This window comes from Amycolatopsis pretoriensis, from assembly GCF_900107925.1.
GTDB lineage: Bacteria > Actinomycetota > Actinomycetes > Mycobacteriales > Pseudonocardiaceae > Amycolatopsis > Amycolatopsis pretoriensis.
On record NZ_FNUJ01000017.1, the window covers coordinates 46,842 to 71,064 of the forward strand.

Genomic DNA, 24,223 nt, shown 5'->3' on the forward strand with positions numbered 1-24,223 from the left:
GAACCGTCAGAGCTTGCCGCCCGCGACCGGCGGCATGTCCGGCGCGTCCCCGGCGTCCGTCGCCGCCTCGCGGTAGAGGTGGTTTTCGACCTCGAAGAGGTTGTCCGCGGCGCGCTCGACGACCGTGAGCAGCGTGGACATCTGGGCCACCTCTTCGACCTGCTCCTTGAGGAACCAGGCCACGAACTGCTCGCCGAGGTAGTCCTCCTCCAGCCGCGCGGCCTTCGCCATGGCCTCGATGTCGGCGGTCACCGCGCGTTCCTGGTCGAGGGCGAGCTCGATGGCCTCGTGGGCGCTGGAGAAGTCGTTCCGGACGTCGCCGCTGCCCGGGACGGCCACCGGCTGGTCCCGGTCGAGCAGGTACTGGACCATGGCGAGCGCGTGGTTGCGCTCCTCGATCGACTGCCGGTAGAAGCGTTTCGCCAGCCTCGGCAGGTCGCGGGCGTCGAACCAGACGGCGAGGGCGATGTACTGCTGCGCGGCGGTGAACTCGTGCCGGATCTGCGCCTGCAGGAGCTCGGAGAACTTCGAACGCTGGGTATCGGCCATGCCCCACAAGGTACGCGCGCGGGCTACGGACGGCGGGCGCCCCGGACGCTGTCCTTGACGGCGTCGAGCAGCTCGTTGCGGGCCGCGTTCAGGGCCCGGTACTCGGGCTTGCCGGGGTTGATCAGCTCGTGCCACAGGGAAACGACGGCGGCGCTGCGGTCTTCCAGCTCGTGCGCCCGGGCGATCACCGCCGGCGTCCCGATCACCTCCAGCATCGCGACCTGCTCCCGCAGGCCCGCGAGCGCCTCGGCGCCGGCCTGGTAGCGCGACCGGCGGTCACCCTCGTCGGTGAGCACCTGGTACCGGAACGCCGTGATCCGCCCGAAGTACCGCGTGATCTCCAGGTAGGACTCGCGGAGGTCGCGGTCCCACTGGCGCCGGTCCTCGTGGTTCAGCCGCCGGCGATCGCTCAGCCAGGTCGCGAGGAACGCGATCACCGCGCCCGCGAGCAGGAAGCCCCCGGCGACCGCGGGAACACCCCACCACGGCGCGGAACCCGGTGCGGCGGGGGCGAGGGCGGCGGGCACCGGCGGCAGCATGCGGGCACGATACCGGGGAAAGGCGGCAAATCCGCCGGAAGAATTCCGCCGGAAGCTACGATCACCCGCGTGCCGAGCCACCTTCCCGATCTCTCCGGGACCGTCACCTGCGTCACCGGCGCGTCCGGCACCCTCGGCCGCGGAATCGCCCTGAGGTTCGCCGAAGCCGGCAGCTCGGTCGCCGTGCACCACCGACGTCCCGGCGCGGCTGACGATCTCGTCGCCGCCGTCGAAGCCGCGGGCGGCCGGGCCCGCGCCTTCGCCGCCGATCTCACCGACGACGACGCCTGCCACGCGCTCCTGGCCGCCGTCGCGGACTGGGGTGGCCGGCTCGACGCGCTCGTCAACAACGCCGGTGTCCAGCCGGTCGAACCACTCGCGGACCTGACCGTCGAAGACTGGCGTTCCCTGTTCGACGCGACGTTGACCAGCGCCTTCTCCTGCACCCAGGCCGCCGCGCGGCTGCTGGGCGACGGCGGCAGCGTCACGCACGTCGCGTCGATCGAAGCCCGGCAGCCCGCGCCCGGGCACGTCCACTACAGCGCGGCCAAGGCGGCGCTCGTCATGCACGCCCGCGGCGCCGCGCTGGAGTACGGGCCGCGCGGGATCCGCGTCAACACCGTGTCCCCCGGGCTGATCGCGCGCGCCGGGCTCGAGCGGGACTGGCCCGAGGGCGTCGAACGCTGGCACCGCGCCGCGCCGCTGGGCCGGCTCGGCACCCCCGAAGACGTCGGCAACGCGTGCGTCTTCCTGGCCTCCCCGCTGGCTTCCTGGATCACCGGGCACGACCTCGTCGTCGACGGCGGGGTCACGGCCCGGCCGACCTGGTAGCCTGGAACACGTTCTAGTTCTGGGGGCGCGATGACCTTCCCGACCGTCGACGGCGTGCCGCCCGGGCGCGCGCTGCTGGGGTCCCGGATCCGCGAGCTGATCGAAGCTTCCGTGTGCGCGGGCGAGGACGCCGACCTGGCCGCCGCCGCGACGCGGGTCGAAGCGGTCACCGCCGCGCTGCGGGCGACCGGCGGCGCGCCACCACTGCTCCTGGCGGCCCTGGAAGGCGGCGGTCACCTGAGCGTCAACAACCCCGTGGAAGGACCGGGGAACCCGCTGGCCCCACCGCTTTCGTGGACGCACGTCGGGCCGGACGAGGTCCGCGCGGAGGTCCTCCTCGGCGCGGCGCACGAAGGTCCGCCGGGCCGGGTCCACGGCGGCTGGGTGGCGGCGGTCCTGGACCACGTGCTCGGCCGCGCCACCGCCGCGGCCGGTTTCCCCGGCATGACGGCGTCGCTGACGGTCGACTACCACCGGGGCACGCCCTATGCCGTCCCGCTGAGCGTCGAAGGACGGCTCGAGCGCCGGGACGGGCGGAAGCTGCACGCCACCGGCACCCTCCGCGCGGGCGAGGAGGTTTGCGCGACGGCCCAGGCGATCCTGGTCCGCTTCCGCTTTCCGGTGTCCACTTCGGACTAGCGCGCGACCGACGTGTGGCGGGGAGCGTCCGAACTGGACGACGCCATCAGCACCGCGCAGATCGGCACCGCCATCGCCAGCGCCGCCAGCACGAACACCGGGAACAGGAACGAGAACACCTCCGCGCCCGACGGGTCCGGGGCCCCCGGGTCGAGGTGCAGCCGGACCGCCGCCATGCCCGTGTAGTGCATGCCCGTCACCGCCGCCGCCATCACCAGGCCCGCCGCCAGGCGCGGCAGGAGCTTGTCCAGCCCGACCGTGAACCACAGCGCCGCCGTCGCCGCCACCACCGCGATCACCATCGACAGCGCCACCAGCACCGGGTCGTAGCCGATCGTGCCCTTGATCTCGACCGCCCACATCCCCGTGTAGTGCATGACGTTCACCGCGAGCCCGGTCAGCAGCCCGCCGAGCAGCAGCCGCCGCCAGGCGAACCGGTTGCGGACGCCGAACACCAGCAGGCCGCAGAACACCGCCGCCACCGAAAGGACCGCCGACAGCGCCGTGCGCAGGATGTCGTAGCGCACCGGCAGCCCCGGCGTCGAAAACCCGAGCATCGCGATGAAGTGCATGACCCAGATGCCGACACCGCCGATCGACAGCGCGGCGAGCCCGAGCCAGGTCAGCCGGGTGCGCGCGTTGTCGGTCGTGCGCGCCTGCAGCGTGCACGCGAGCCCGAGGGCGCAGCCCACCACCGAAGTGAGGTACGCGAGCACCACGAGCCAGTGGCCCATCGCGAAGTCGTCGTGGTCCATGTGCATGTCCGGGCTCCTGTCAGGCCTGCCGCTGCCGCGGCGCGTGCAACGCGGCGAGTGCGTACTCCGCCGCGGCGATGAGGGTCTGTTTCGTCGACTCCGGCGACCGCGCGTCGCAGGTGGTGATCTGGACCTCCGCCGGGATCTTCAGCGCTTCGCGCACCTGCTCCGGCGGGTGCTGGCGCGTGTCCTGGAACTGGTTGACCGCGATCAGGAACGGCAGCCCGCGCGACTCGAAGAAGTCGATCGAGGCGAAGCTGTCCGCCAGCCGGCGCGTGTCGACCAGGACGATCGCCGCGACCGCGCCGCAGACGAGGTCGTCCCACATGAACCAGAACCGGTGCTGGCCCGGCGTGCCGAACACGTAGAGGATCAGGTCGTCGGCCAGCGTGAGCCGGCCGAAGTCCATCGCCACCGTGGTGGCGAACTTCCCGGGCACCGCTTCGGTCCGGTCGACGCCGACGGCCGCGGCCGTCATCACGGCTTCGGTGCGCAGCGGGTCGATCTCGGAGACGGCGCCGACGAACGTCGTCTTGCCGGCCCCGAACCCGCCGGCCACGACGATCTTGGCCGAGGTGATCCGCTTGTCAGAGTGCGCGTAGTCCACTGAGGACCCTTTCGAGCAGGTCGTTGCGTTCGTCGAAGGAGGCGTCCGCGGTGAGCGTGTCGCGGATCGACACCTGGCCGGCGACCAGCAGGTCGCCGATGAGCACCCGGGCCACGCCCAGCGGCACGCCCAGGTGCAGCGCGACCTCGGCCACCGAGCGCTGGTTCAGGCACAGCTGCGTCACCGCGGCCAGCGGGTTGGTCGGGCTGTAGGGCGCCGTCCGCCCCTCGGCCGTCGTCTCGACGAGGGCCTCCACCGCCAGATCGACCGTCGGCCGGGTGCGCCCGGCGGTCCACGCGTACGGGCGGGCCAGCGACGCCGCGTGCCGCCGGCCCTCGCGTCGCCGGCCTTCGGTCACCGGGCCGCCCCGGGCCGCGCGGGCGTCTCGACCATCTTCCCGACCCGGTCGACCAGCAGCGTCATCTCGTAGCCGACCAGGCCGATGTCGCAGCCCGGGTTGGCCAGGACCACCAGGTTCGAGCCGTCGCCGACGTTCATCAGCAGCAGGAAGCCCTGCTCCATTTCGATGACCGACTGCACGACCCGGCCGGCGGTGAACAGGTCCGCGGTGCCGAGCGCGAGGCTTGCGAGCCCGGACGCGATCGCGGAGAGCTGGTCCGCCCGGTCGCGCGGCATCGCGTCGTTCGCCGCCACGAGCAGGCCGTCCGCCGAGACGAGCGCGGCGTGCGCGACGCCGGGCACCTCCTGCGTGAACGCCGACACCAGCCAGTTGCGGGACTGGTCGACCACTTCCGCTCCTTCCTGCCGGGTGCTCATGGTCATCAGGGGCCCTTCGGGTCGGTCGCGACCCGGTGGCGGGCCGCGCGCATGCCGCTGTAGTGCCGGGAAAGGTTGCTCCGCACCGCGGCCGGGTCCCGGAACGACGAGTCGGCGGGCTGCGGCTTGCGCGGGGTGACCGAGCCGGGGGCGAGCTGGGCGCCGGGTTGGCGGGTCGGCAGGCCCGACTCGGTGAACTCGAGGTCGTCCAGCGTGCCGACCGCGGCCTCGGCGGCGTGGCGGACGTCGTCGGCCGGGGTCGCCCACTCGCCGGGACGCGCCGGTTGCGCGGGCGGGTCGGCGAACCAGTGCGACAGCATCTGGTCGAAGATCGGCGTCGGCAGCGGCACGGGATCCGCGACGGCCGGGGGTTCCTCGACGGGCCACCGGGGTTCCGGCTCGTGCCGCGCGCTGCCGTTCAGGGCCGGCGGCAGCCCGGGCCGCGGCGGCAGGTCGACCAGGATCAGCACCCCGGGCACGTGCACGCTGGCGGTGATCCCGGCGCTCGCGGTCCGCGTGGTCGTCGGCCGCAGCCGCACGGTGATCCCGTGCGACGCGGCGAGCCTGCTGACCACGAACAAGCCCATCCGGCGGGTGGTCTCCGGGCTCACCGACGCGCCGGCGGCGAGCCGGGCGTTCGCCGCTTCGAGGTCCTCGCGGGTCATGCCGAGGCCGGTGTCGACGACCTCGATCAGCACGCCGCCGTCGAAGCCGCGGTCGGCGGTGAGCACGACCTGCTCGTCGGGCGGGGACGAGCGGATCGCGTTCTCCAGCAGCTCGGCGAGGATGTGCACGACGTCGGCCGCGGCCTCGGACTGCACCGACCCGCGGGGCGCGTTGCCGAGCGTGACGCGCTGGTAGTCCTTGACCTCCGACGTCGCCGCGCGCAGCAGCTCGACCGTCGCGACCGGCCCGACCTCGCGGCGCACCGGCCGCCCGCCTGCGAGGACCTGCAGGTTCTCGCCGTTGCGCCGCAGCCGGGTGGCGATGTGGTCGATCTGGAAGAGCTCGGCCAGCCGCTGCGGGTCCTGCTCGTCGGCTTCGAGGTCCTCGATCACCGACAGTTGCAGCTCCACCAGCGACTGGCTGCGCCGCGAGAGTGTCATGAACATCTCGCTGACCTGGATCCGCATCTCGGCCTGCTCGCCGACGGCCAGCCGCACCGCCTGCCGGTGCATGTCGTCGAAGGCGCGGGCCAGCTCGCCGACCTCCTCCTCGGACTCGACGGGCAGCCGCTCGGTCGACTGCCAGTCGACGTCCTCGCCCTCCCGGATCCGCTCGATGGTGGCGGGCAGCCGGCGGCGCGCGGTGTCGAGCGCGGCCGCGTGCAGCCGCCGGATCGGGGCGACCACCGAGCGGGCCACGGCGAGCGCGATGGCGAGGGCGCCGAGCAGGGACGCGATCACGAGCGCGGCGTCGCGCAGGGCGTCGGACCGGGTGAGGTTGGTCCGGGCGCCGACGGCGTCCGAAAGCGTCTTCACCTGGTCGTCGAGGATGGTCCCGAGCGCCGCGCGCTTGGCCGCGGGCCCGCCGGCGCCGGGGATGGTCGCGGCGGCGAACCGCGCCGCCACCGCACCGGACGGCAGCGCGCGGCGGATCTGCCCGGTGAGCACCGTCTCTTCGGCGACGGCGGCCGCGAGCGAGTCCGCGGATCTCCCGGCCGGCACTTCCTGACCGGCCAGCGACGTCCTCAGCTGCGTCAATGCTTTCGTGATATCGGCCGGCCGGTCGAGATCGACATTCCCGGCTTGGGCGACGATAGCGGGGATCAGCTCGCTCAAGCCGACGACGAAGTCGTGGTAGGCGGCGGTTCTGTCCCCGGCCGGCCCGTCCTGCTGGCGCAGTCCGGCCAATTTCCCCAATCGATCTTCCAGCGTGCCGGAAAGATCCGGGCCGAGCTGCGCGAATTCGGCGTCGTGGCGGATCGAGGCGGTTTTCGCGTCGACCGCGGCGGTCTGCGCGGCCGCGCCGTCGTGGATCACCTCCTCGTCGACGAGGCCGGTGAGCTCGGCGATCCCTTGCACGACCGGCATTTGGTCGCGCACGGCGCTCAGCGCGCCGGCCTGGGCGAGCTCGGCCTGCACGCGCCCACCCGCCAGCAGCAGCGCGACCAGGACGGGCAGCAGCAACACGACGGAGATCTTGGTGCGCAGCCGCCAGCTGCCGGGATTCCACGACGCGGCGGAACGACGGCGAAGCGGTTCATCTTCTTTCATCGGTGGCGTGGCTCGATTCGTACCGGTGACCCGAGAACGATTTCCGGGAACTTTTTTCCGGAATTCAGACCGGAGACATAACTCCGCGGGCCACGGTGCTGTCAAGGAAAGGCGGCCGTTTCCCCCGTACGCATCAGCTACGGAGGGTAATGGTCGGCGACGCGGTATTCCGGCTTCGCGAAGTGCGTGAATTTCCGTCCGCCGGGCCGTCCGCTTCGGACGGTCGCGGGCCGGGCCGACCCCCAGCCGGCCCGCACCACTCGCCGTGAAATCCGGCGAGAGGCGAGCACGACGGTCTCAGGGGCGCGTGAGCAGCGTCAACAGCCGTACGAACCTTTCGCGCCTGGGTGAAACGTCACTCCGCGTCACCACGGCTATTCTCGGCCGGGAAAGGAGCGGTGCGGGCATGCTGAAGATCCACTTCACGGACGCGGACCTGGCGAAGGTGACCATCGCCGAGGACGCGGACCCGATGTGGGAGCTGCTGATGAGCAGTTACCGGATCCGCCGGCCCGAGGGCGAGCCGTTCTTCGGCCGGTGGCGCAAGGGGTCGCGCACCGCCGTCCCCGAGTCCGGCCGGCTGCTGATGTCGGCCGTCCCGCCGTACGGGTACTGCCCGGACTTCCTCACCCCGGCCGGGCACGCCACGATCGGTGACGGTGTCTCGTCGGTGCTCGCGACCCCGGCGAAGGCGCTGGCCGGGGACGTCGCGGAGCTGGCGGCGCAGGGCACGCGCGTCACGCCGTGGCTGCGCCGGCTGGCCGGCGGCGAGACCCGCGAACTGCACCGGCTCGGCACGGCCCTGCACGACTACTACCGCCAGTGCCTGGCCCCGGACTGGGCGACGGTCCGCCACGCCGTCGCCCGCGACCGCCGCCGGCTGCAGGCGAACCTGGACCGCGGCGGGCCGCAGCTGCTGCTCTCGACGCTGCACCCGGACGTCACGTGGACGCCGCCGGTGCTGCGGGTGCGCTTCCCGATCGAGCAGGAGCTGCACCTCGACGGCCGCGGCCTCCGCCTCGTCCCGACGTTCTTCGCGCACGGCATGCCGACGACGTACAAGGACCCGGCCCTGCCGCCGGTGCTGGTGTACTCGATCGGCCACCAGCGTTTCGACAGCGACGCCGAGCCCGGGCCGTCCCTGGTGGCGCTGCTCGGCCAGACGCGGGCGCGGGTGCTGGTGACGGTGGCGACCACCCGGTGCAACACGAGCGAGCTGGCGGCGCTGACGGGCGTGTCGCTGGCGACGGCCAGCCAGCAGGCGTCGGTGCTGCGGGCGAGCGGGCTGATCACCACCGCGCGGTCGGGGAAGTCGCAGATCCACGAGGTCACCCCGCTGGGCCTGGGCGTCATCCGCGCCGGCTGACCCCGGGGCTTGCGCGACCGGCCCGCCAAAGCGAACAATCATTCGCTATGGAGTCCCGAGCCAGCTTCACCGCGGAGACGATGGCCCTGCAGCGGGCGTTCGAATCCCACCGCCCAGCCGGGCGCCGCCTCTTCGACGACCCGTACGCGACCGCCTTCCTGCGTCCGTCGCTGCGCGTCCTCGCCGAAGCGGCGCGGCTGCCCGGCGTCCGGCACCTCGCGTTCAGCCTCTACGACGCAGTCGCCGGGCCCGGACCGCGCGCGTCCGGCATCACGCGGACCAAGGTGATCGACGACGCCCTGACCTCGGCCATGACCGGCGAAACCCAGTGCGTCCTGCTCGGCGCCGGCTACGACACGCGCGCCCACCGGCTGCCCGCGCTCGCCGGCCGGGCCGTCTTCGAGGTCGACCACCCGGCCACCCAGGCCCGGAAGCGAGCCGTCCTGGGCGCGGGCCCTCGGTACGTGCCGGTCGACTTCGAACGCGACGACCTCCCGGCCCGGCTCACCGAAAGCGGCTTCGACCCGCGGAAACCGAGCGTGTTCGTCTGGGAGGGCGTCACCAACTACCTGACCGCCGAGGCCGTCGGCACGACGCTGGCCGCCGTGCACGGGCTCGGCGGCGACCTGGTCTTCACCTACGTCGACGTCCGCGCGCTGCACGAGCCGAGCCCCTTCCCCGAGGCGCGCCGGTGGGTGCGGGCCGTCGCGCGGTCCGGGGAGCCGTGGACCTTCGGGTTGCTGCCGGCCTCGACCGGCGCATTCCTGGCCGAGCACGGCTTCGACCTGCGACAAGACGTCTCGGCCCAGGAAGCGGGCGGCGGCTCGGGGCTGTACCGGATCGCGATCGCGGCGAGGAGGGCCGATGCCCCGCATCAGTGACGAGCGCCGCGCGGCCCAGCGTCAGCGGATCCTCGACGCGGTGATGACGTGCTTCGAGAAGGCCGGCCCGGACGGCGCGTCCATGCAGGACATCGTCGCCGAGTCGGGGATGAGCGCGGGCGCGATCTACCGCTACTTCGACGGCAAGGAGGCGATCATCGAGGCGGTCGCCGCCGACCGGCACGAACACGAGCGCGACCTCGTCGCCGCGGCGATCGCGGACGGCGGACCGGACGCGCTGAAGCGGTTCCTGGACGCGTACTTCGACTGGGTGGCCGACCCGGAGGAGGCCCGGCGGCGGCGCGTGACGGTCCACGTCTGGGCCCGCGCCCAGCACGACGAGCGGCTCCGGCGGATCGTCACCGAGGGGCTCGCCCCGCTCGACGAGGTCGGCCGGGCGCTGGCCGGCATGGGGTTGCCGGAGGGCGTCGAGCCGGACATGTTCGCGCGGGTGCTGCTCGCGCTGATCCAGGGTTTCCTGCTCCAGCGCTCGTGGGAGCCCGATCTGGACCCGCGCCGCTACCGCGACACGGTGACCGCGCTCCTCGATCGGGTGTTGCGTCCTTGAGCCGCCTGCGTGTTAGCCTGACGCCGTGCAGCGCCTGATGACGTCCTCGCGACTCGTAACCCGGCGCGCCGGCTGAACCCAGGTCGCCGGCGCGCAGCGTCGTCGATCGCGCTTTCCCGGGACCTGGCCTCTCATACCCGTCTTTCTCTTGGGAGATCAGCCATGTCCACGTCTTTCGCCATTCCCGCAAACCGCTCGGCGATGCTGCTGCGCCGCCGCATCGCCACGTACTTCGTCGGCGGCGCCGACGAGATCCCGGCGCTGGTCAGCGCCTTGGGTGGCCACTTGGTCCACGAGCTGTCCGTCGACATCAAGGACGGTGTTCGCGAGAGCAGCATGGTCTGCGCGGTGCTGCTGGCCGCGGAGGAGACCGAGCCGCTGCTGGACCGGCTGCGCGGGCTGACGCCGGTCGTTTCGGCGGAGCTGGTCTAGCGGGCTAGCCGAAGAGGCACCTCGAGCCGCGCGCCCGAGGGGCTCCGGCCCGACCGGCTGGCCGGCCGGTGGCGGCGAACCGCCGCGCGTGCCGGCGTCGGCCGCCTCGGCGGAGCTGGCCCAGCGGGCGAGCTGAAAGGCACTCTTCAGCCGCGCGCCCGAGGCGGCTTCGGCGCCGCGACCCCGGGCTGACGCCGGTCGTTTCGGCGGAACTCGCCTAACTGCGCACGAGGGTGCGCGGACGCAGGGCGTTCGCCACCATCGCCATGCCGCCCTCGGTGAACAGGGACTCCGGGTGGAACTGGACCCCCTCGATCGGCAGCTCCCGGTGCCGCACTCCCATCACCTCGCCCGTCGACGACCACGCCGTCACCACCAGGTCCGCCGGCAGCGAGGCCGGGTCCAGTACCAGCGAGTGGTAGCGGGCCACCGTCAACGGGTTCGGCAATCCCGTGAACACACCCCGGCCGTCGTGGGCCAGGGGTGAGCACTTGCCGTGCATCGGCTCCGCCGCGTGCACCACCCGGGCGCCGAACGCCGCTCCGATCGCCTGGTGGCCCAGGCACACCCCGAGGATCGGTACCCGCCCCGCCAGTGCGCGGACCAGCTCCACCGAAATGCCCGCGTCCGCCGGGTCGCCCGGGCCCGGGGAGATCAGCACCATCTCCGGCTCGAGCGCGGCCACGTCCGCGACCGACACCTCGTCGTTGCGGTACACCTGGCACGACGCCCCGAGGTCGCCCAGGTACTGCACCAGGTTGTAGACGAACGAGTCGTAGTTGTCGAGCACGCAGATCACGCGGCCGCCCCTTCCACCGTCACGCCCAGGGCCCGCGCCCCGGACCCGAGCTTCGCCAGGCACTCCGCGTACTCCTCCGCCGGGTCGGAGTCGTGGACGATGCCGCCGCCCGCCTGCAGCCGGATTTCGCCGTCGCACCACACCATGCTGCGGATCGTCAGGTACAGGTCCACATGGGACACCCCGAACGAGCCGACCGCGCCCGAGTACAGCCAGCGCCGCGCAGGCTCCAAAGAATCGATGATCTCCATCGCGCGCACCTTCGGCGTGCCCGTCATGGTGCCCGCCGGGAACGTCGCCCGGATCAGCTCGGCCGTCCCATGCTCGCGGGCCGGCTCGCCCCACACGTCGGACGTCAGGTGCATGACGTGCGAGTACCGCTCGACCTCCATCAGCCGCTCCACCGAAACCGTGCCGGGGCGGCAAACGCGGCCCAGGTCGTTGCGGGCCAGGTCGACCAGCATCCGGTGCTCGGCCAGCTCCTTCACCGACGAGCGCAGGTCATCCTCGGCGAGCCGGTCGGCGCGGCCGTCGCGGCCCCGCGGGCGGGTCCCGGCCAGCGGGCGGATCAGCGCCCGGCCACCTCTCAGCGTCAAGCACGGCTCCGGCGACGCGCCCACGGCTTCGAACTCCGGTCCGCCGTACCAGAAGTGGTAAGGCGACGGGTTGATCTCCGTCAGTCGCCTGTAGACGGTCAATCCGTCCACAGTGGCCGGCGCCGTCCAGGGGTTCGACAGCACCAGCTGGAAGACATCGCCGTCCAGGATGTGCTGCTGAGCTCGCCGCAGAGCGTGAACGTACTCGTCGTAGGCGAAGCCGAACGTCCCGGCGCCGACCGCGACCGTCCCGAGTGGAGCGACGACGAGCCCGTCGAGCGTCCGCGCGACCCGCTCGGCCGCCTTGCGGGCCGCCGCGGGGGTCGTGCCCCGGCCGATCACCCGGCCCTCGGTGACCAGCACCTCGGGCAGGAAGAACTCGTACACCGGCCGGCCGCTCGCCGGGTGCCGGCTGGGCAGCCGTTCGAAGTCGCGCGCGGCGTCGTAGGCCAGGAACCCGTACCAGGCCGCCTCGGCGTCGGTGCGGTCCGGCGGCAGGTCCAGCCCGGCCAGCAGGTCCACCGCCGCGGTGAGCGGCGCGGGCCCGTCGCCGCCGGGGTGCGACAGCACGGCGAGCTCCCCCGCCGCCAGCACCGCGTCCCGCCCGCCCGGCCCGGCGGTGAGCATGACGCGTCCGGCGGGCCGCAGGGCCGCCGCGGCCGCCACCGGGTCCACTGTGGACACCAGTGGGACGACACAGCGGTGCAGCCGGGCGCCCGGGGACAGCGCGGACGTGATCATCGCGCGACCGCCGGCACGCGGAACTGCGTCCGCTCGTGGTCGCCGACGGGCTTGCCCATCGCGTAGCGGAACGCGGCGAGCTGGATCGCCCGCGGCGGGCAGCCTTCGACGAAGATGCCGAGGTCCCGGCTCTCGTACAGGCAGTTCCCGACGAGGACGACCTCCCCGCGCAACGGCGGGAGCGAAACCTGCGGCCCGGAGATGACCGTCATTTCCCCGTCCCACTCGCACAGTTCGCCGGCCAGCGCCCGCATGGCGCCGGCGACGAACCGGCTGCACGCCGGGCACGCGTTGTCGGCGTGGACGTGGATGCCTTCGCGCGGCACGACGATCTCGACCGGCGCTTTCACCATGTCGAAGGCCAGCTCGTCGAGCGGGGTCCCGAGCAGCTCGATGTCGTCGAGGGAAAGGGGACCCATCCCCCGCGCGTGCGCGTCGCGCAGGTAGGCGACGCTGTCCGGGTCGAAGCCCGCCAGCGTCCCGACCGCGACGTCGAGCGCGACGGCGTTGCGGCTCGCCGCCAGGAAGCCGACCTCACGGGCCTGCCCGTCCATCGGGTAGTTGCCCTCGATCACGGTGGTCCCGTCGCAGACGACCAGGTCCTGCGGGCGCATCAGGTTCAAGTCCACAGTGGACTCGTCGACGCCGGCCATGTGCACGATCCGGGTCGTGTACCCGGGCAGCAGCCCGACCAGGTTCTTCATCGCGTTCGAGTAGACGACGCTCGCGTGCGTGCGCAGCTGCGGGACGCCGATGAAGTAGTCGCAGTCCAGGATCAGCTCGGGGACGGCGATCGGCACCCGCAGCGACGTCGCCCCGGGGATGCCGGTGATGCGCAGCGGCAAGTCGTCGAAACTGACGACGCGGGCGTACTTCGCGGCCTCGTGGTCACGCAGGATTTCGTAGATCGCGTGCGTGCGCTCGGCGATCACCGGCCGTGCCCCGTGTTCGGCGACAGCTCGGGCGATCGCGGCCAGCAGCGCCGGCCGCACGTGGAAGCCGGGCGCGGTCTGGAAGAGGTTCGGCTTGATCAGCACCTCCGCGCCGGGCGGCAGCGCGGACAGCGGGTCGCCGAGCAGGTCGAGCAGCCGGGCCAGGCCGTCCGGCACGTCGGCGTCACCACCGACGGCCGAGAGGGCGACCGATTCAGTCATCCGAGTCCTCCATCGCGATGACGCGCGCCGGTGCGGCCTCGGCGCCGGCGACCTTGGTGGGCAGCGCGATCAGCTGCACCACCTGCTTGGTCAGCTCGTGCATGTTCGTGACGTACTCCAGCAGCGGGATCCCGGCGGCCAGCAGCGCGTGGTGCACCGGGGACTCGCCGTCGCCCGGCCGCTCGGTGAGGCAGTCGAAGCCGATGAGACAGGCGCCGTTGTCGATCGCCCACTGCGCGGCCGACGGCGTCAGGTACGGCGGGCGGTCCCAGTAGTCGGGCCGGCCCCAGTTGTGCCGCAGGTAGTCGGTGCGGATGAGCAGCCGGTCGCCGGGCTGCCACACCGGCCGCAGCGCCTTCTCCAGGTCGTCGCCGGTCACCTCGTCCAGCTCGCCCTTGTGCGACAGGTCGGCGACGCAGGCGCGGCCGATCAACGTCTGCAGCGGCACCTCGTCGATGCCTTCGGTGCCGGGGTAGAAGTGCAGCTTGTACTCCATGTGCGTCCCGTTGTGCGGGAACACGTGCAGGTACGAGAACGTGCGCTTGGTGCCGTACGGGTCGGTCTCCGGCGTCATCGAGCGTTCGCTGACGAACTTCGGGAACCAGTCGGCGGGGTAGGACGGCATTCCGTCGTAGAAGCCGTGGGTGAGGTCGACGAGTCGGGGCACCGGGGTTCTCCTTGCTCAGCAGGTGAAGAGGCAGGTGTTGCGGACGTCGGGGTTGTTGATCATCGTGATGACGGTGGTGCCGCCGGGCGGGATCGCGCGCACGCCGCCGCCGGAAAGGCCGGACGGGGTCATGAACGCCGCCCACAGCGCGTACCACTCGGACCGCGCGCCGGTCTCGGGGTCGATCACCGTCTCCAGGTTGGGCCGCACGATCTCCTGGACGAGCGAACCGGTCCGCGAGCCGGCTTCGAGCGTTTCCCGCCAGGTCGCCGCGTCGACCTCGGGGCCGATGACGACGCCCTGGCCGCCGTAGAGGCCGGTCGGCTTGTACACCAGCTGGTCCTGCCGTTCGAGGCACTCGTCGATGCGCCCGGCGTCCGGGCCGGCGCCGGGGCGGCCGAGCATCCGGCACCACGGCAGCACGCGCTCGATCGCCGCCCGCTCGGCCGGCTCGAAGGCGTCCACGAACTCGGACAGCATCGCCAGGGTTCCCTTGTTGCTGAACACGTTCGTCGGCGTCCAGACGACGACCTGGCCGTTCTCGTGGGCGCGGAAGACCGGCTCCAGGAGCGCGTCGCAGTCCGGGTGCTCCAGCATTTCCTCGAGGCCGTAGTAGCGCAGGATGACGTCGACACGCGCACCGTCGAGGTATGGCTTCCCGGACCGGAACTCCAGGTCGCCGATCTCCCCCACCCGGCAGACGACGTCGTTTTCCTCGAGCAGCTCGGCGATCGCGCGCCGCTGGTGGCCGTACGTCGTCATCCCGCCGGGGCCTTCGACGATCGCCACCACCGGCTCGCCGGCGCCGATCGTCTTGCCCGCGTTGCGCAGCGCCTCGGCGAGGTCGGAGCCCATGTCGAGGAACCCGAGGCCGTGCTCGGCGGCGAACTCGGCGACCGCGGGGACCCGCAGGTACGCCTTGGGCAGCGTGCCCACCATGTCCAGGCCGCCGAGGGCGCTGCCGATGTTGTACTCCAGCAGCTTGAACGCCGAGCCGTCGTAGTAGACGTCGGCGCGGCCGTACAGCGGCGGCGGTTCCTCGCCGAGCAGCCGGGTCATCAGCGCCGCGTGCCGGTCGTCGATGCCGAGCGACCGGCGGAACCGGTCGAAATCGCCGTCGAACAGCCGCCGCGGCAGGCTGCCGACGAGCTCGTAGACCGTCACGAGGTCGCGGCCGAACGCCCGGTACTCCGCCTCGTCCACGACGACCGGCCGCGGCAGCAGCCGGGGCCAGGACCGCCGTTTGGTCTCCGACAGCTCGAGGCTCTCGCGCGCGTGGCGCAGCGGGCTGTCCGCCTCCTCGCACCCGGCGAGGTAGGCCTTGGTGATCCGCTCGGACCGTGCCGACATGGTTACCTTCCCAGGGAGTCAGGCGGAGACCGCGACGCGGGTCTCGCGCCGGGCCAGGATCGCCCGGTACTGCAGGATGATCACGACGCCGAAGGCCAGGTAGATCCCGGCCATCCCGGCCATGCTCACCACCGCGCTCAGGCTGATCAGGATCGAGTTGACGATCTGGCCGAACCGGATGTGCAGGTAGTACGCGGCCAGGTACCGCGGCCGGCCGTCGTCCGGCGCCAGTTCGGCGAGCAGCGCCTGCTGCACCGGGAGGTTCATCAGTTCCCCGACGGTCAGCACGACGACGGCGACGAGCAGCAGCCACGCGTCGTCGGTGACCGCCAGCACGGCGAACCCGCCCGCGTACAACGTGATGCCCGCGTAGAGCCGCGCGCGATCCGGCATCCGCTTCAGCAGCGTGTTGACCACCAGGGCGAACGCCACGACCAGGACCGTGTTGACCGCCTTGAGCACGCCGAGCATCTCCACACCGGTCACCGCGCCGAACGGGAACACGGGCTGCGTCGGGAAGTCCGTCGACAGCCGGATGCCGATCGCGGTGCTCAGCTGCCCTTCGAGGGTCAGGATCAGCGTGGCCGCGATGATCAGCCGGCGGAACGTCGAGTCGGCCAGCACGACCTTGTAGCCCTGCGCGAACTGCGCGAGCCCGGTCAACTTGGTCGGCGGCCGGGGGACCTCCGGCTTGGTCTCCGCCACCATCGTCACCGTGATCGTGAGGGCGAACGCCATCCCGATCGCGCCGCCGAGGATCACCGCGCCGAAGTGGGTGCTGTACAGGAAAGCGCCGAGCAGGGCGCCGGTGCCGAGGGCGACGTTGATCACCCAGTAGTTGACCGTGTAGACGAACTTGCGGTCCTCCGGCGGCGTGACGTCGATGATCGTCGCGTCGTTGGCGGGCAGCGCGAGGTTCGTCCCGAACTTCACCACGGCGTAGGAGAAGTAGACCGCGAGCGCGCCCCACTCCGAGTAGTAGGCGACCGCCATCACGACGAGGAACCCCGTGCCGATCAGGTCGCCGATGACGAGCACCGGACGCCGGCCCCAGCGTTCGGACAGGTGGCCGCCCACCAGCATGCCGACCAACGCGAACGCGGCGAACACCAGGATCAGCGCGCCCGCGACGGCGACACCCACGTGCGCCGCGAGGTAGATCGCGATGAACGTCAGGATCATCGCGTCGATCAGCTTGTGCACGAACGCGAGGCCGATCCGGACCCGGACGTTGCGGTGCAGGGCGAAGAAGCTCCTCATCGGAGGACCACCTCGATCAGCGAGCGGACGTGGTCCGCGCGGGCTTGGGCCTGTTCCGCGTCTTCGGAACCGGTGAGGATCACGAAACCGTGCCGGGTCTTGGAACTGACGGTCTCCGGCAGGACGTCTCCGGGAGCGAAGGGGAAGCTCAGGGTGTCCACATAGGGCAGTGCCTTCGCCGCATCGAGACCCTCGACGGACCGCAGAACTCCCGTGGGGAAGGAGAAGTACGCGATGTGCCCCACCGAGCCACCCGGCTCCGGCAGCGACGTCCGCCCGGCGAGCGCGGCGAACATCGCGCGCTTGACGTCGAAACCGCGCGCGTGCTCGATGATGTCCGGGATCTTGTCCCCGCCCAGCCGGGCCTGCGACTCGACGATCCGCGGCCCGTCCGCGGTGCGGATGACCTCGGTGTGCGCCGGGCCGCACTGGTAGCCGACGGCGTCGAGCAGCTCGACCGCGAGCGCGGCGACCTCCCGCGTCTCGGCCGTTTCCGGCTCGCCGAAGAGGTGACCCCGCTCGACGAAGTGCGGGAGCGGGCCGAGCAGCTTGCGCGTCACGCCGAGGACGTGGTGCTCGCCGCGCACGGTCATCGTCTCGACGCTGAATTCCGGGCCGCGCAGGTATTCCTCGACCAGGAGCGGGCCGGAGTAGGCCAGCGCGGCCAGCTCGTCGCCCCAGGCGGGCAGCTCGGCCGGATCGGTGAGCAACCTCGTCCCGCGGCTGGCCGACAGCGCGGCGGGCTTCACGACGACCGGCAGCGTGAACCGCGCGAGCAGGGGTTCGACGTCCTGCCAGCGGTCCGCGACGGCGAACCGGACGGTCGAGATGCCCTTGTCGTGCAACAGGGTCCGCATGGCGAGCTTGTCGTTGAGCAGGAACACCGAGCGCGGCGAGTTGACGGCCACGCCCAGCTCGTCGGCGACCTCGTAGGCAAGCTGCATGCTCTCCTCGCTGCCGACGTGCCAGACGTGCCCGGCACCGGTGTCCCGCACGGCCGCGCGGATCGCTTCGGCGTAGGCGCCGCGGTCGGTGAAGTCCACCAGCCACAGGCTCTCGGCGAGGCCCTCGACCTCCTTGAGGTACGCGGGCGCCTCCGCGCCGAACAGCCGCGTGGCCTCGGCCGGGTCCCAGATCGCGGTGATCCGGAAGCCCTCCGCCCGCGCCTTGCCGAGGTATGCCTTATAGGGCATCACCATCACGAGGTTCGGCATGTCTTCTCTTCCTCCCGGTCCGGGGTCCAGCCTCACCGACGCGGCCATCAGCGGGCCATCGGCGGCGCATCGGCGCGGGTTTCCACCACGATCTGCTGGGCGGCGGCCTCGGCGATCCGGCCCGCCAGGTAGGCGTCGGCGGCCGTGGCGAGGACGTGGCCGACGCGGTCTTCGTTCACCCGCAACGGGTCGACCCGCCCGCCGGGTTCGACCGACACCCCGGCTTCGCGGACCCCGGGCACCGCGGCCGCGATGTCCAGGCCGGTCACGGCGGTCACGACCCCGGGGTCGGCGGTGAGGTACCGGATGGCGGCTCCGCACTTCGGCTCGGCCACGACGTCGCCGGTGGATTCGCCGAGGTACTGGCGGAGCAGCAGTTCCATCGTGCTCCAGCCGAAGCTCGCGTCCATCAGCTCGGTGATCCGGTCGCCCGCCGGCCGCGGGTTGATTTCGATCAGCTTCGGGCCGTCGCCGGTGTACTTGATCTCCACGTGCGCGATGCCGAGGTCGAAGCCGACGGCCTCGGTCGCGGCCACGGCGGCCGACTCCAGCTCGCGCCGGACATCGCCGGGCAGCGCCGTCGGGAAGCTGTGCCCCAGCTCGACGAACCGGTTGCGGCCGCCGAGGATCTTGTCGGTGACGCCGAGCACGCGGACCGCGCCCGCCTCGGCCAGCACCTCGACGCTGACCTCGAACCCGACGAGGCACTCTTCGACGAGCACCTCGGGCGAGCGGGCCTGGCCGCGCCGGTTGGTCGTCGCGGAGCGGATCGCGGTGAACGTGCCGGTGACCTCGTCGAGCGTCGTGCAGCGGACGACGTGCGCGCCGCTGGTCTCGTCGACGGCCTTGACCACGCAGGGCAAGCCGATCTCTTCGGCGGCGCGCACGGCCTGTTCGGCCGTGGTGACCACCCGGAACTCCGGGACGGGGACTCCGCGCTCGGCCCACCGCCGCCGTTGCGCGGCCTTGTCGCGGGCGATCCGGATGGCGGCCGGGTCGGGACCGGGCAGGCCGAGCTGGCGGGCCGCCTCGGCGGCCTGGATCACCTCGTACTCGGCCACCGACAGCAGCGCGTCGAGCGGCTTGGCGGCGTCGACGGCCTTGACCGCCTCCAGCAGCGGTTCCAGCTCGTGGGTCGGGCAGGACACGAACTCGTCGACGCACGTTTCGAGCACCTCGGTGCCACCCGGCGTCGCGTGGTAGCGGTCCAGCCCGCAGCTGAAGAAGGTGACGTGCAGGCCCAGCCCGCGCGCCGCCCGCAGGGCGTCGAAGCCGGATCCGGACCGGTTCGACTCGACGAACCCGATGCGTCTCATGTCCGTTCCCTCACTCGTAGTCCAGGCCCGGCGTCCGGGCGCGCTTCAGCTCGAAGAAGTGCGGGTTGCGCGAGAGCGCGACCACGCCGTCGAAGAGGTCGGCCGCGTCCTGCCCGCGCGGGATGGCGTTGAGCACGGGACCGAAGAAGCCGGAGCCGTCGACGTGGATGGCCGGGGTGCCGAGGTCCGCGCCGACCGGGGCCAGCGCTTCGGCGTGGCTCTTGCGGAGGGCTTCGTCGTACTCGGTGCTCTCCATCGCGTCGATCAGCCCGGCCGGCAGGCCGACCTCCGCCAGCGCTTGCGCGACGACGTCGGGGAAGTCCTTGTTCCGTCCATTGTGGATCCGGCTGCCGAGCGCGGTGTAGAGGTCGCGCAGGACGTCCTCGCCGTGCTGATGCGCGGCGGCGACGCACACCCGGACGGGCCCCCACGAGCGGTCGCAGAACTCGCGGTACCACGGCTCGATCTCGCGGTCTTCGTTGAGCACGCCGAGGCTCATCACGCGGAACCGCAGGGTGACTTCGCGGTGCCGTTCGACCTCGAGGATCCACCGCGAGGTGATCCAGGCGAACGGGCAGGCCGGGTCGAAGTAGAAGTCGATCTTCACGGGGTCCTCTCCGGGGTGTGCAGCCAGCCGAACTCGTCGGGGGTCTCGCCGTACTGGATGTCCAGCAGCGTGTTCAGCAGGCGGCGGGTGACCGGGCCCGTGGTGCCGTCGCCGATCGCCCACTCGCCCGCCGGCGTGACCGCGTGCCCGACCGGGGCCAGCGCGCGGGCCGTGCCGCACGCGAACGTCTCCGTGATGCGCCCGGACCGGCAGCCGCGTTCCCAGTCTTCGAGGGTGACCGGCTCTTCGGCGACCGCCAGCCCGAGCCGCCCGGCCAGCCGGAGGATCGAGTCGCGGGTGACGCCGGCCAGCAGCGTTTCGCTCAGCGGGGGTGTCACGAGCCGGTCGCCCTCGACGAAGAACAGGTTGGAGCCGCCCACTTCCTCGACGTACCGGCGTTCGCGCGCGTCCAGCCAGACGACCTGGTGACAGCCGTGCGCGGCGGCTTCCCGCTGCGCGACGTACGACCCGCCGTAGTTGCCGCCGCACTTGATCGTGCCGGTGCCGCCGTCGGCCGCGCGGACGTACTCCGGCGACGCCCACAGCCGGATCGGCGCCGGTTCCGCCGCGGCCGGCCGGGCGGGGCTGCCGATGACCGCGAACAGGTACTCCTCGGCGGGCCGGTTCGACAGGTGCGTCTCGCTCGCGATCATGAACGGCCGCAGGTAGAAGCTGTGGCCGCGGGCCCGCGGCACCCAGTCGCCGTCGATGCACAGCAACGCCGTCACGGCGGCGAGGAAGTCCGTCTCCGGCAGTTCGGGCATCGCCATCCGGCGGGCCGACCGCGCGAACCGGGCGGCGTGGTCGCGCGGCCGGAAGAGGACGTGTCGGCCATCGGGCCGCCAGAACGCTTTCAGCCCCTCGAAGATCGTCTGTCCGTAGTGGAACGCCATGGTGGCCGGGTGCAGCGTGAACGCGGCGAGCGGTCGGCTGCGGGCGTCGTGCCAGCCGCGGTCGGCGGTCCACCGGGCGGTGACCATGTGATCGGAGTAGAGCGAACCGAAGCCCGGCATGCGCAGGAACTCTTCGCGTTGCTCGGCGGGCATCGGGTCGGTCCGCTCGTGGGCGAAGTCCAGGGTCGTCATCGTCGCTCCTCGCGTTCGAAGCGGGCCAGGGCCCGGTCGGCCAGCGGGCCGGACAGTCCGGTGTAGCCCGCCGGGTCCAGCAGGCCGGGGGAAACGTCGAGCAGGCCGGCCAGGTCCGCGCCGGTCCGCTCGGCCTCGGCGGTCGCTTCGGTCAGCAGGCGCTTGGCCGCGGCCTTGCCCAGCTTCGGGGCGAGGACGGCGTTGACGCGTTCGGACACGATCGCGCCCCGCGTCAGCCGCAGGTTCGCCGCCATCGCCTCCGGGTGCACCCGCAGCGTCTCGGCCAGCCGGACACCGTTGGCGGCTGCCCCGGCGGCGATCCGCAAGGCGTCCCGCAGCGGCTGCCACTCGGCGTGCCAGCCACCGGAGGAGCGTTCGTCCTCGGCGGTCATCGAGCCGAAGAGGACGACGGCGAGCGGCGGCAGCTGCCGGGCCGCGGTCGCCACGAGCGTCGCGAAGACCGGGTTGTGCTTCTGCGGCATCGCCGAAGACGCGCCACGGCCGGGCGCGCGTTCCTCGGTGACCTCGCCGATCTCGGTGCGTGCCAGCACGAGGACGTCCGCGGCGATCTTGCCGAGCGCGCCCGTGGTGACCAGCAGTGCCGAGGCGACGTCGGCGATCGGCGTGCGGATCCCGTGCCAGGGCAGTACTTGCGGGGCCAGGCCGAGCTTTTCCGCCACCCGGTCGGGCAGCACCGAGGCGGCACTTTCACGTGAAAGTGCCGCATTGCCGTCGGCCGCGTACTCCTCGTAGGCGGCGAGGGTTCCGGCCGCGCCGCCGAGCGAGACCGGCGGTTTCACCCGGCGCACCCGCTCGACGGCGTCGAGGACGAGGTGCAGCCAGGTCGCCGCCTTGAGCCCGAAGGTGACCGGCACGGCGTGCTGGGTCAGGGTGCGCCCGGCCATCGGCGTGTCCCGGTGGGTCCGGACGTGGTCCGCCAGGCTCGCGGCGGTCGCCAGCAGATCGCGTTCCACGCGGTCGAGGGTGGTCGCGCAGAGCAGCATCAGGGCGGTGTCGAGGATGTCCTGGCTGGTGCTGCCGCGGTGGACGTACTCGGCGGCGGCCGGGTCGACCGCGGCGGTGAGCCCGGCGACGAACGCGACCACGGGGTTCGCGGTCTCGCGCACCCCGGCGGCGATGGCCTGGCTGTCGAGATCTTCGGCGCGCACGGCCCGGATGGCCTTGGCCGCGGTTTCGGGGAGCACGCCGAGTTCGGCTTGCGCCTCGGCCAGCGCGGCTTCGGTGTCGAGCATCGCGGTCAGCAGGGCGTGGTCGGCGACGAGCGCGCCGGCGCCGGTCCCGGCCCACGCGGGGGCGAGCAGCTCGCTCACGCGGTCCTCCCCAGGTCGTCTCGTTCGGCGGCGATCCGCAGGCACGAACGCGCGATCGCGTCCGCGTCGCCGAGGATCACCGAGTTGACGCCGGGCCGGATGCCGGCCGCCGTCACCCAGTGCACCGCTTCCGTCGGCACGCCGAACGCGAAGCGGCTCACGTGGGGCCGGCCGGCCGCGTCCAGGACGTGGTACGGCCGGCGCGTCACCGCGAGGCCGCCCGTCTCGAACTCCTCGATGCGGTACGGCCGGCATTCCCCACGCGCCAGCAGCGCGCGCAGCAACGGGTCCGTCGTGCGCCGCAGGTCGGTGTCCGGCAGGCGGGCCTCGATCAGCGTCTTCGCGTGGACCGTGACATCGGGGCACGCGGCCGACCGCGCGGCGAACCGGCCGCCGGCCGCCTCGATCCGCAGGTCGGGACCGAGCACTTCGAGCACGCCCGCGTCCAGCAGCGCGCCGAACTGCTCGACGCGTTCGGCGGGCGGCCCGATCGACAGGTACGCGTTGAGCGGCATGTACCAGCGCCGCAGGTCGTCGCGGTAGGACGCGCCGGAGATGCCGCCGTGGTCGACGACCAGCCGGATCTCGTTGCGCAGGTCGCGCAGGACGTCCGTGGCCGCCTTGAGCGGGCCGGTCACGTTGCCCTGCTGCGCCTCGGCCAGCTCCGTGTCCACATAGGACCGCAGCCAAGCGCGGAACGTCGCCGTCGAAGCGAGGTCGGCGGCCGAGTACGGCGCCGCGACCCCTCTCCAGTCCCACGTCCGCTCGACGCCGAACTTGGCCAGCACGATCCGCTGGGCCTCGGTTTCCCGCACCGCCAAGGGATCCGCGGGCACTTCCGCGGGCCCGGCCGCCCCGAAGGCTTCGGTGAACTCCTCGGCGTCGCACGCGCATCCCCGCTCCCGCACCACGGCCGCGTAGAAGACCGTCCGGACCTCCTGATCGATCAGCGGCCAGACGTCCCGGCGGAAGTCGGCACCGGCCCGCAGCCGCTCGATCACCGACGTGGTGAGGAACCGCGGTTCGTGCCGTCCGGACGCACCCTTTTCGTTGCGGGCGCGGGCCTGGTACGGGACGCCGCGCCGCGAGCCGGCGACCAGCCGCGGTTCCCGTCCGGACGGCACGTACGCCAGCGCGCCGCCCGGCTCGCGGACGAACTCGCCGCCGCGGCCGAGGGTGAGCAGGGCCAGGTGGTCGAAGAAGTTCAAGCCCATCCCGCGCAGCAGCACCGGCTCCCCCGCCGGCACGTCGTCGAGCGACGCGTCGGCCGGGTTGCCCGGCGGCACGTACCGCAGGCCGTGCCGGTCGGCGTACCGGCTCAGGCCCGCCTCGGCCGGGCCGAGCTCGTGCGGCTGGTGGCCCAGCGCGAGCACGACGGCGGCCAGCCCGCCGATGGTCGTGCCGTCGTCGAGCACGACGTCCTGCCGGCCGCCGCCGGTGTCCCGGACGTCGACCGCGCGCGCCTGGTGCGCCACGAACGCGAGCGACGGCGGCGCGGTCCGCGTGATCCGCCGCCGCGTCCACCGCAGGTAGCTGCCGTAGAACGCCCGCGACGGGTAGTCGTCCGGCCCCAGCCCCTCGGCTTCGGCGCGGACGGCGTCCGGCACGTCCGGGCTGCCGAGCAGGGCGATCGACCGCGCCCACTCGTACAGGCTCGGGCCGCGCACGACCGGGCCGGCGCAGTCGACGGTGTCGTCGACGAACATCGTCACCTGCGAGGCGACGGTGTTCATCAGCAGCAGGCGGTCCTGCGTGCTGCGCCACACCTGGCCGCCGTCGGCCAGCCGCGGGTCGACGAGGTGCACGACGAGCCGCTGGCCCCGCGGCACGAGCGCGCGTGCGTTGGCGCTCAGCCGTTCCGCGACCGACAGCCCGCGTGGGCCGAGCCCGACCACGGCGATCTCCGACGTCTCCCCGAACACTGTCTCCCACTCCCGTACTGG

25 protein-coding genes are annotated in these 24,223 nt (G+C 72.6%); 6 read left to right on the forward strand and 19 right to left on the reverse strand.

The genetic code is table 11. From position 1 onward, the window contains the following. Nucleotides 1–6: 6 nt before the first annotated feature. Together BLV96_RS46245 and BLV96_RS50175 are read right to left on the reverse strand one after the other, a co-directional pair. Nucleotides 7–549: a ferritin gene (locus BLV96_RS46245; protein WP_086679840.1), complete on the reverse strand. Its 543-nt coding sequence runs from the start codon at nt 547–549 to the stop codon at nt 7–9. A gap of 23 nt (nt 550–572) precedes the next feature. Next, a complete protein-coding gene (locus BLV96_RS50175) occupies nt 573–1,088 on the reverse strand; it encodes a hypothetical protein (RefSeq protein WP_086679841.1) in 516 nt (171 codons plus the stop codon). A gap of 69 nt (nt 1,089–1,157) precedes the next feature. Here BLV96_RS50175 and BLV96_RS46255 point away from each other — a divergent pair, with 69 nt between their 5' ends. Then, nucleotides 1,158–1,919, forward strand: coding sequence for an SDR family NAD(P)-dependent oxidoreductase (locus BLV96_RS46255; protein WP_086679843.1), 762 nt, complete (start codon nt 1,158–1,160; stop codon nt 1,917–1,919). Between the two features lie 30 nt (nt 1,920–1,949). Next, a complete protein-coding gene (locus BLV96_RS46260) occupies nt 1,950–2,558 on the forward strand; it encodes a PaaI family thioesterase (protein ID WP_086679845.1) in 609 nt (202 codons plus the stop codon). On the opposite strand, the gene BLV96_RS46265 is transcribed toward BLV96_RS46260, so the two are convergent. From BLV96_RS46265 to BLV96_RS46285, 5 genes are read right to left on the reverse strand one after another with little or no spacing between them, the layout of a single operon-like run. Beyond that, nucleotides 2,555–3,313, reverse strand: a complete 759-nt coding sequence (locus BLV96_RS46265; RefSeq protein WP_167379961.1) for an MHYT domain-containing protein — start codon at nt 3,311–3,313, stop codon at nt 2,555–2,557. The genes BLV96_RS46260 and BLV96_RS46265 overlap by 4 nt on opposite strands. Before the next feature lie 19 nt (nt 3,314–3,332). Next, on the reverse strand, nt 3,333–3,920 hold the full coding sequence (locus BLV96_RS46270) for a GTP-binding protein (RefSeq protein WP_167379957.1): 588 nt from the start codon (nt 3,918–3,920) through the stop codon (nt 3,333–3,335). Continuing rightward, nucleotides 3,901–4,278 carry a DUF742 domain-containing protein gene (locus tag BLV96_RS46275; RefSeq protein WP_086679849.1) on the reverse strand — a complete coding sequence of 126 codons (378 nt, stop codon included), beginning with the start codon at nt 4,276–4,278 and terminating at the stop codon, nt 3,901–3,903. The genes BLV96_RS46270 and BLV96_RS46275 overlap by 20 nt, the downstream gene beginning before the upstream one ends. Continuing rightward, on the reverse strand, nt 4,275–4,697 hold the full coding sequence (locus tag BLV96_RS46280) for a roadblock/LC7 domain-containing protein (RefSeq protein ID WP_167379962.1): 423 nt from the start codon (nt 4,695–4,697) through the stop codon (nt 4,275–4,277). The genes BLV96_RS46275 and BLV96_RS46280 overlap by 4 nt, the downstream gene beginning before the upstream one ends. A 5-nt stretch (nt 4,698–4,702) precedes the next feature. After that, nucleotides 4,703–6,913, reverse strand: a complete 2,211-nt coding sequence (locus BLV96_RS46285; RefSeq protein ID WP_244180973.1) for a HAMP domain-containing sensor histidine kinase — start codon at nt 6,911–6,913, stop codon at nt 4,703–4,705. Nucleotides 6,914–7,319: 406 nt separating this feature from the next. On the opposite strand from BLV96_RS46285, the gene BLV96_RS46290 reads away from it, so the two are divergent. The 4 genes from BLV96_RS46290 (at nt 7,320) to BLV96_RS46305 (ending at nt 10,160) form a co-directional block, all read left to right on the forward strand. Continuing rightward, nucleotides 7,320–8,279: an ArsR/SmtB family transcription factor gene (locus BLV96_RS46290; protein ID WP_086679851.1), complete on the forward strand. Its 960-nt coding sequence runs from the start codon at nt 7,320–7,322 to the stop codon at nt 8,277–8,279. A 47-nt stretch (nt 8,280–8,326) separates the two neighbouring features. Continuing rightward, nucleotides 8,327–9,160, forward strand: coding sequence for a class I SAM-dependent methyltransferase (locus tag BLV96_RS46295; RefSeq protein WP_086679853.1), 834 nt, complete (start codon nt 8,327–8,329; stop codon nt 9,158–9,160). Continuing rightward, nucleotides 9,144–9,728, forward strand: coding sequence for a TetR/AcrR family transcriptional regulator (locus BLV96_RS46300; RefSeq protein ID WP_086679855.1), 585 nt, complete (start codon nt 9,144–9,146; stop codon nt 9,726–9,728). Before BLV96_RS46295 ends, BLV96_RS46300 begins: the two co-directional genes overlap by 17 nt. A 162-nt stretch (nt 9,729–9,890) precedes the next feature. Then, nucleotides 9,891–10,160, forward strand: coding sequence for a hypothetical protein (locus BLV96_RS46305; RefSeq protein ID WP_086679857.1), 270 nt, complete (start codon nt 9,891–9,893; stop codon nt 10,158–10,160). A 217-nt stretch (nt 10,161–10,377) separates the two neighbouring features. On the opposite strand, the gene BLV96_RS46310 is transcribed toward BLV96_RS46305, so the two are convergent. Genes BLV96_RS46310 through BLV96_RS46365 form a run of 12 tightly spaced genes read right to left on the reverse strand, consistent with a single transcriptional unit; the run spans nt 10,378 to nt 24,202 of the window. Beyond that, nucleotides 10,378–10,959 carry an anthranilate synthase component II gene (locus BLV96_RS46310; RefSeq protein WP_086679859.1) on the reverse strand — a complete coding sequence of 194 codons (582 nt, stop codon included), beginning with the start codon at nt 10,957–10,959 and terminating at the stop codon, nt 10,378–10,380. Further along, the gene (locus BLV96_RS46315) at nt 10,956–12,296 is read right to left on the reverse strand and encodes an anthranilate synthase component I family protein (RefSeq protein WP_244180974.1); all 1,341 of its coding nucleotides are present in this window, start codon (nt 12,294–12,296) and stop codon (nt 10,956–10,958) included. The genes BLV96_RS46310 and BLV96_RS46315 overlap by 4 nt, the downstream gene beginning before the upstream one ends. Further along, the gene (locus tag BLV96_RS46320) at nt 12,293–13,450 is read right to left on the reverse strand and encodes a DUF362 domain-containing protein (protein WP_091390422.1); all 1,158 of its coding nucleotides are present in this window, start codon (nt 13,448–13,450) and stop codon (nt 12,293–12,295) included. Before BLV96_RS46320 ends, BLV96_RS46315 begins: the two co-directional genes overlap by 4 nt. Continuing rightward, nucleotides 13,443–14,117 carry a cyclase family protein gene (locus tag BLV96_RS46325; RefSeq protein ID WP_086675765.1) on the reverse strand — a complete coding sequence of 225 codons (675 nt, stop codon included), beginning with the start codon at nt 14,115–14,117 and terminating at the stop codon, nt 13,443–13,445. Before BLV96_RS46325 ends, BLV96_RS46320 begins: the two co-directional genes overlap by 8 nt. 15 nt (nt 14,118–14,132) lie before the next feature. Next, on the reverse strand, nt 14,133–15,467 hold the full coding sequence (locus BLV96_RS46330) for a hypothetical protein (protein WP_086675766.1): 1,335 nt from the start codon (nt 15,465–15,467) through the stop codon (nt 14,133–14,135). A gap of 18 nt (nt 15,468–15,485) precedes the next feature. Further along, complete coding sequence (locus tag BLV96_RS46335) at nt 15,486–16,727, reverse strand: MFS transporter (RefSeq protein WP_086675767.1); 1,242 nt, start codon at nt 16,725–16,727, stop codon at nt 15,486–15,488. Beyond that, nucleotides 16,724–17,941: an ATP-grasp domain-containing protein gene (locus tag BLV96_RS46340; RefSeq protein WP_086675768.1), complete on the reverse strand. Its 1,218-nt coding sequence runs from the start codon at nt 17,939–17,941 to the stop codon at nt 16,724–16,726. Before BLV96_RS46340 ends, BLV96_RS46335 begins: the two co-directional genes overlap by 4 nt. A 47-nt stretch (nt 17,942–17,988) precedes the next feature. Further along, nucleotides 17,989–19,257, reverse strand: a complete 1,269-nt coding sequence (locus BLV96_RS46345; protein ID WP_086675769.1) for an ATP-grasp domain-containing protein — start codon at nt 19,255–19,257, stop codon at nt 17,989–17,991. 10 nt (nt 19,258–19,267) lie between these two features. Continuing rightward, nucleotides 19,268–19,864, reverse strand: a complete 597-nt coding sequence (locus BLV96_RS46350; protein ID WP_208608517.1) for a mycothiol-dependent nitroreductase Rv2466c family protein — start codon at nt 19,862–19,864, stop codon at nt 19,268–19,270. Next, complete coding sequence (locus BLV96_RS46355; RefSeq protein WP_086675770.1) at nt 19,861–20,949, reverse strand: branched-chain amino acid aminotransferase; 1,089 nt, start codon at nt 20,947–20,949, stop codon at nt 19,861–19,863. Before BLV96_RS46355 ends, BLV96_RS46350 begins: the two co-directional genes overlap by 4 nt. Next, on the reverse strand, nt 20,946–22,280 hold the full coding sequence (locus BLV96_RS46360) for a lyase family protein (protein ID WP_086675771.1): 1,335 nt from the start codon (nt 22,278–22,280) through the stop codon (nt 20,946–20,948). The genes BLV96_RS46355 and BLV96_RS46360 overlap by 4 nt, the downstream gene beginning before the upstream one ends. After that, complete coding sequence (locus tag BLV96_RS46365) at nt 22,277–24,202, reverse strand: FAD/NAD(P)-binding protein (protein ID WP_086675772.1); 1,926 nt, start codon at nt 24,200–24,202, stop codon at nt 22,277–22,279. The genes BLV96_RS46360 and BLV96_RS46365 overlap by 4 nt, the downstream gene beginning before the upstream one ends. Nucleotides 24,203–24,223 lie beyond the last annotated feature (21 nt).

Excerpts from the sequence above, each read along its gene's own strand:
- BLV96_RS46245 (WP_086679840.1), bottom strand. The coding sequence starts at position 549 with ATGGCCGATACCCAGCGTTCGAAGTTCTCCGAGCTCCTGCAGGCGCAG.
- BLV96_RS50175 (WP_086679841.1), bottom strand. The coding sequence starts at position 1,088 with ATGCTGCCGCCGGTGCCCGCCGCCCTCGCCCCCGCCGCACCGGGTTCC.
- BLV96_RS46260 (WP_086679845.1), top strand. The coding sequence starts at position 1,950 with ATGACCTTCCCGACCGTCGACGGCGTGCCGCCCGGGCGCGCGCTGCTG.
- BLV96_RS46265 (WP_167379961.1), bottom strand. The coding sequence starts at position 3,313 with ATGGACCACGACGACTTCGCGATGGGCCACTGGCTCGTGGTGCTCGCG.
- BLV96_RS46280 (WP_167379962.1), bottom strand. The coding sequence starts at position 4,697 with ATGAGCACCCGGCAGGAAGGAGCGGAAGTGGTCGACCAGTCCCGCAAC.
- BLV96_RS46285 (WP_244180973.1), bottom strand. The coding sequence starts at position 6,913 with ATGAAAGAAGATGAACCGCTTCGCCGTCGTTCCGCCGCGTCGTGGAAT.
- BLV96_RS46290 (WP_086679851.1), top strand. The coding sequence starts at position 7,320 with ATGCTGAAGATCCACTTCACGGACGCGGACCTGGCGAAGGTGACCATC.
- BLV96_RS46295 (WP_086679853.1), top strand. The coding sequence starts at position 8,327 with ATGGAGTCCCGAGCCAGCTTCACCGCGGAGACGATGGCCCTGCAGCGG.
- BLV96_RS46300 (WP_086679855.1), top strand. The coding sequence starts at position 9,144 with ATGCCCCGCATCAGTGACGAGCGCCGCGCGGCCCAGCGTCAGCGGATC.
- BLV96_RS46305 (WP_086679857.1), top strand. The coding sequence starts at position 9,891 with ATGTCCACGTCTTTCGCCATTCCCGCAAACCGCTCGGCGATGCTGCTG.
- BLV96_RS46315 (WP_244180974.1), bottom strand. The coding sequence starts at position 12,296 with ATGATCACGTCCGCGCTGTCCCCGGGCGCCCGGCTGCACCGCTGTGTC.
- BLV96_RS46320 (WP_091390422.1), bottom strand. The coding sequence starts at position 13,450 with ATGACTGAATCGGTCGCCCTCTCGGCCGTCGGTGGTGACGCCGACGTG.
- BLV96_RS46330 (WP_086675766.1), bottom strand. The coding sequence starts at position 15,467 with ATGTCGGCACGGTCCGAGCGGATCACCAAGGCCTACCTCGCCGGGTGC.
- BLV96_RS46335 (WP_086675767.1), bottom strand. The coding sequence starts at position 16,727 with ATGAGGAGCTTCTTCGCCCTGCACCGCAACGTCCGGGTCCGGATCGGC.
- BLV96_RS46340 (WP_086675768.1), bottom strand. The coding sequence starts at position 17,941 with ATGCCGAACCTCGTGATGGTGATGCCCTATAAGGCATACCTCGGCAAG.
- BLV96_RS46345 (WP_086675769.1), bottom strand. The coding sequence starts at position 19,257 with ATGAGACGCATCGGGTTCGTCGAGTCGAACCGGTCCGGATCCGGCTTC.
- BLV96_RS46355 (WP_086675770.1), bottom strand. The coding sequence starts at position 20,949 with ATGACGACCCTGGACTTCGCCCACGAGCGGACCGACCCGATGCCCGCC.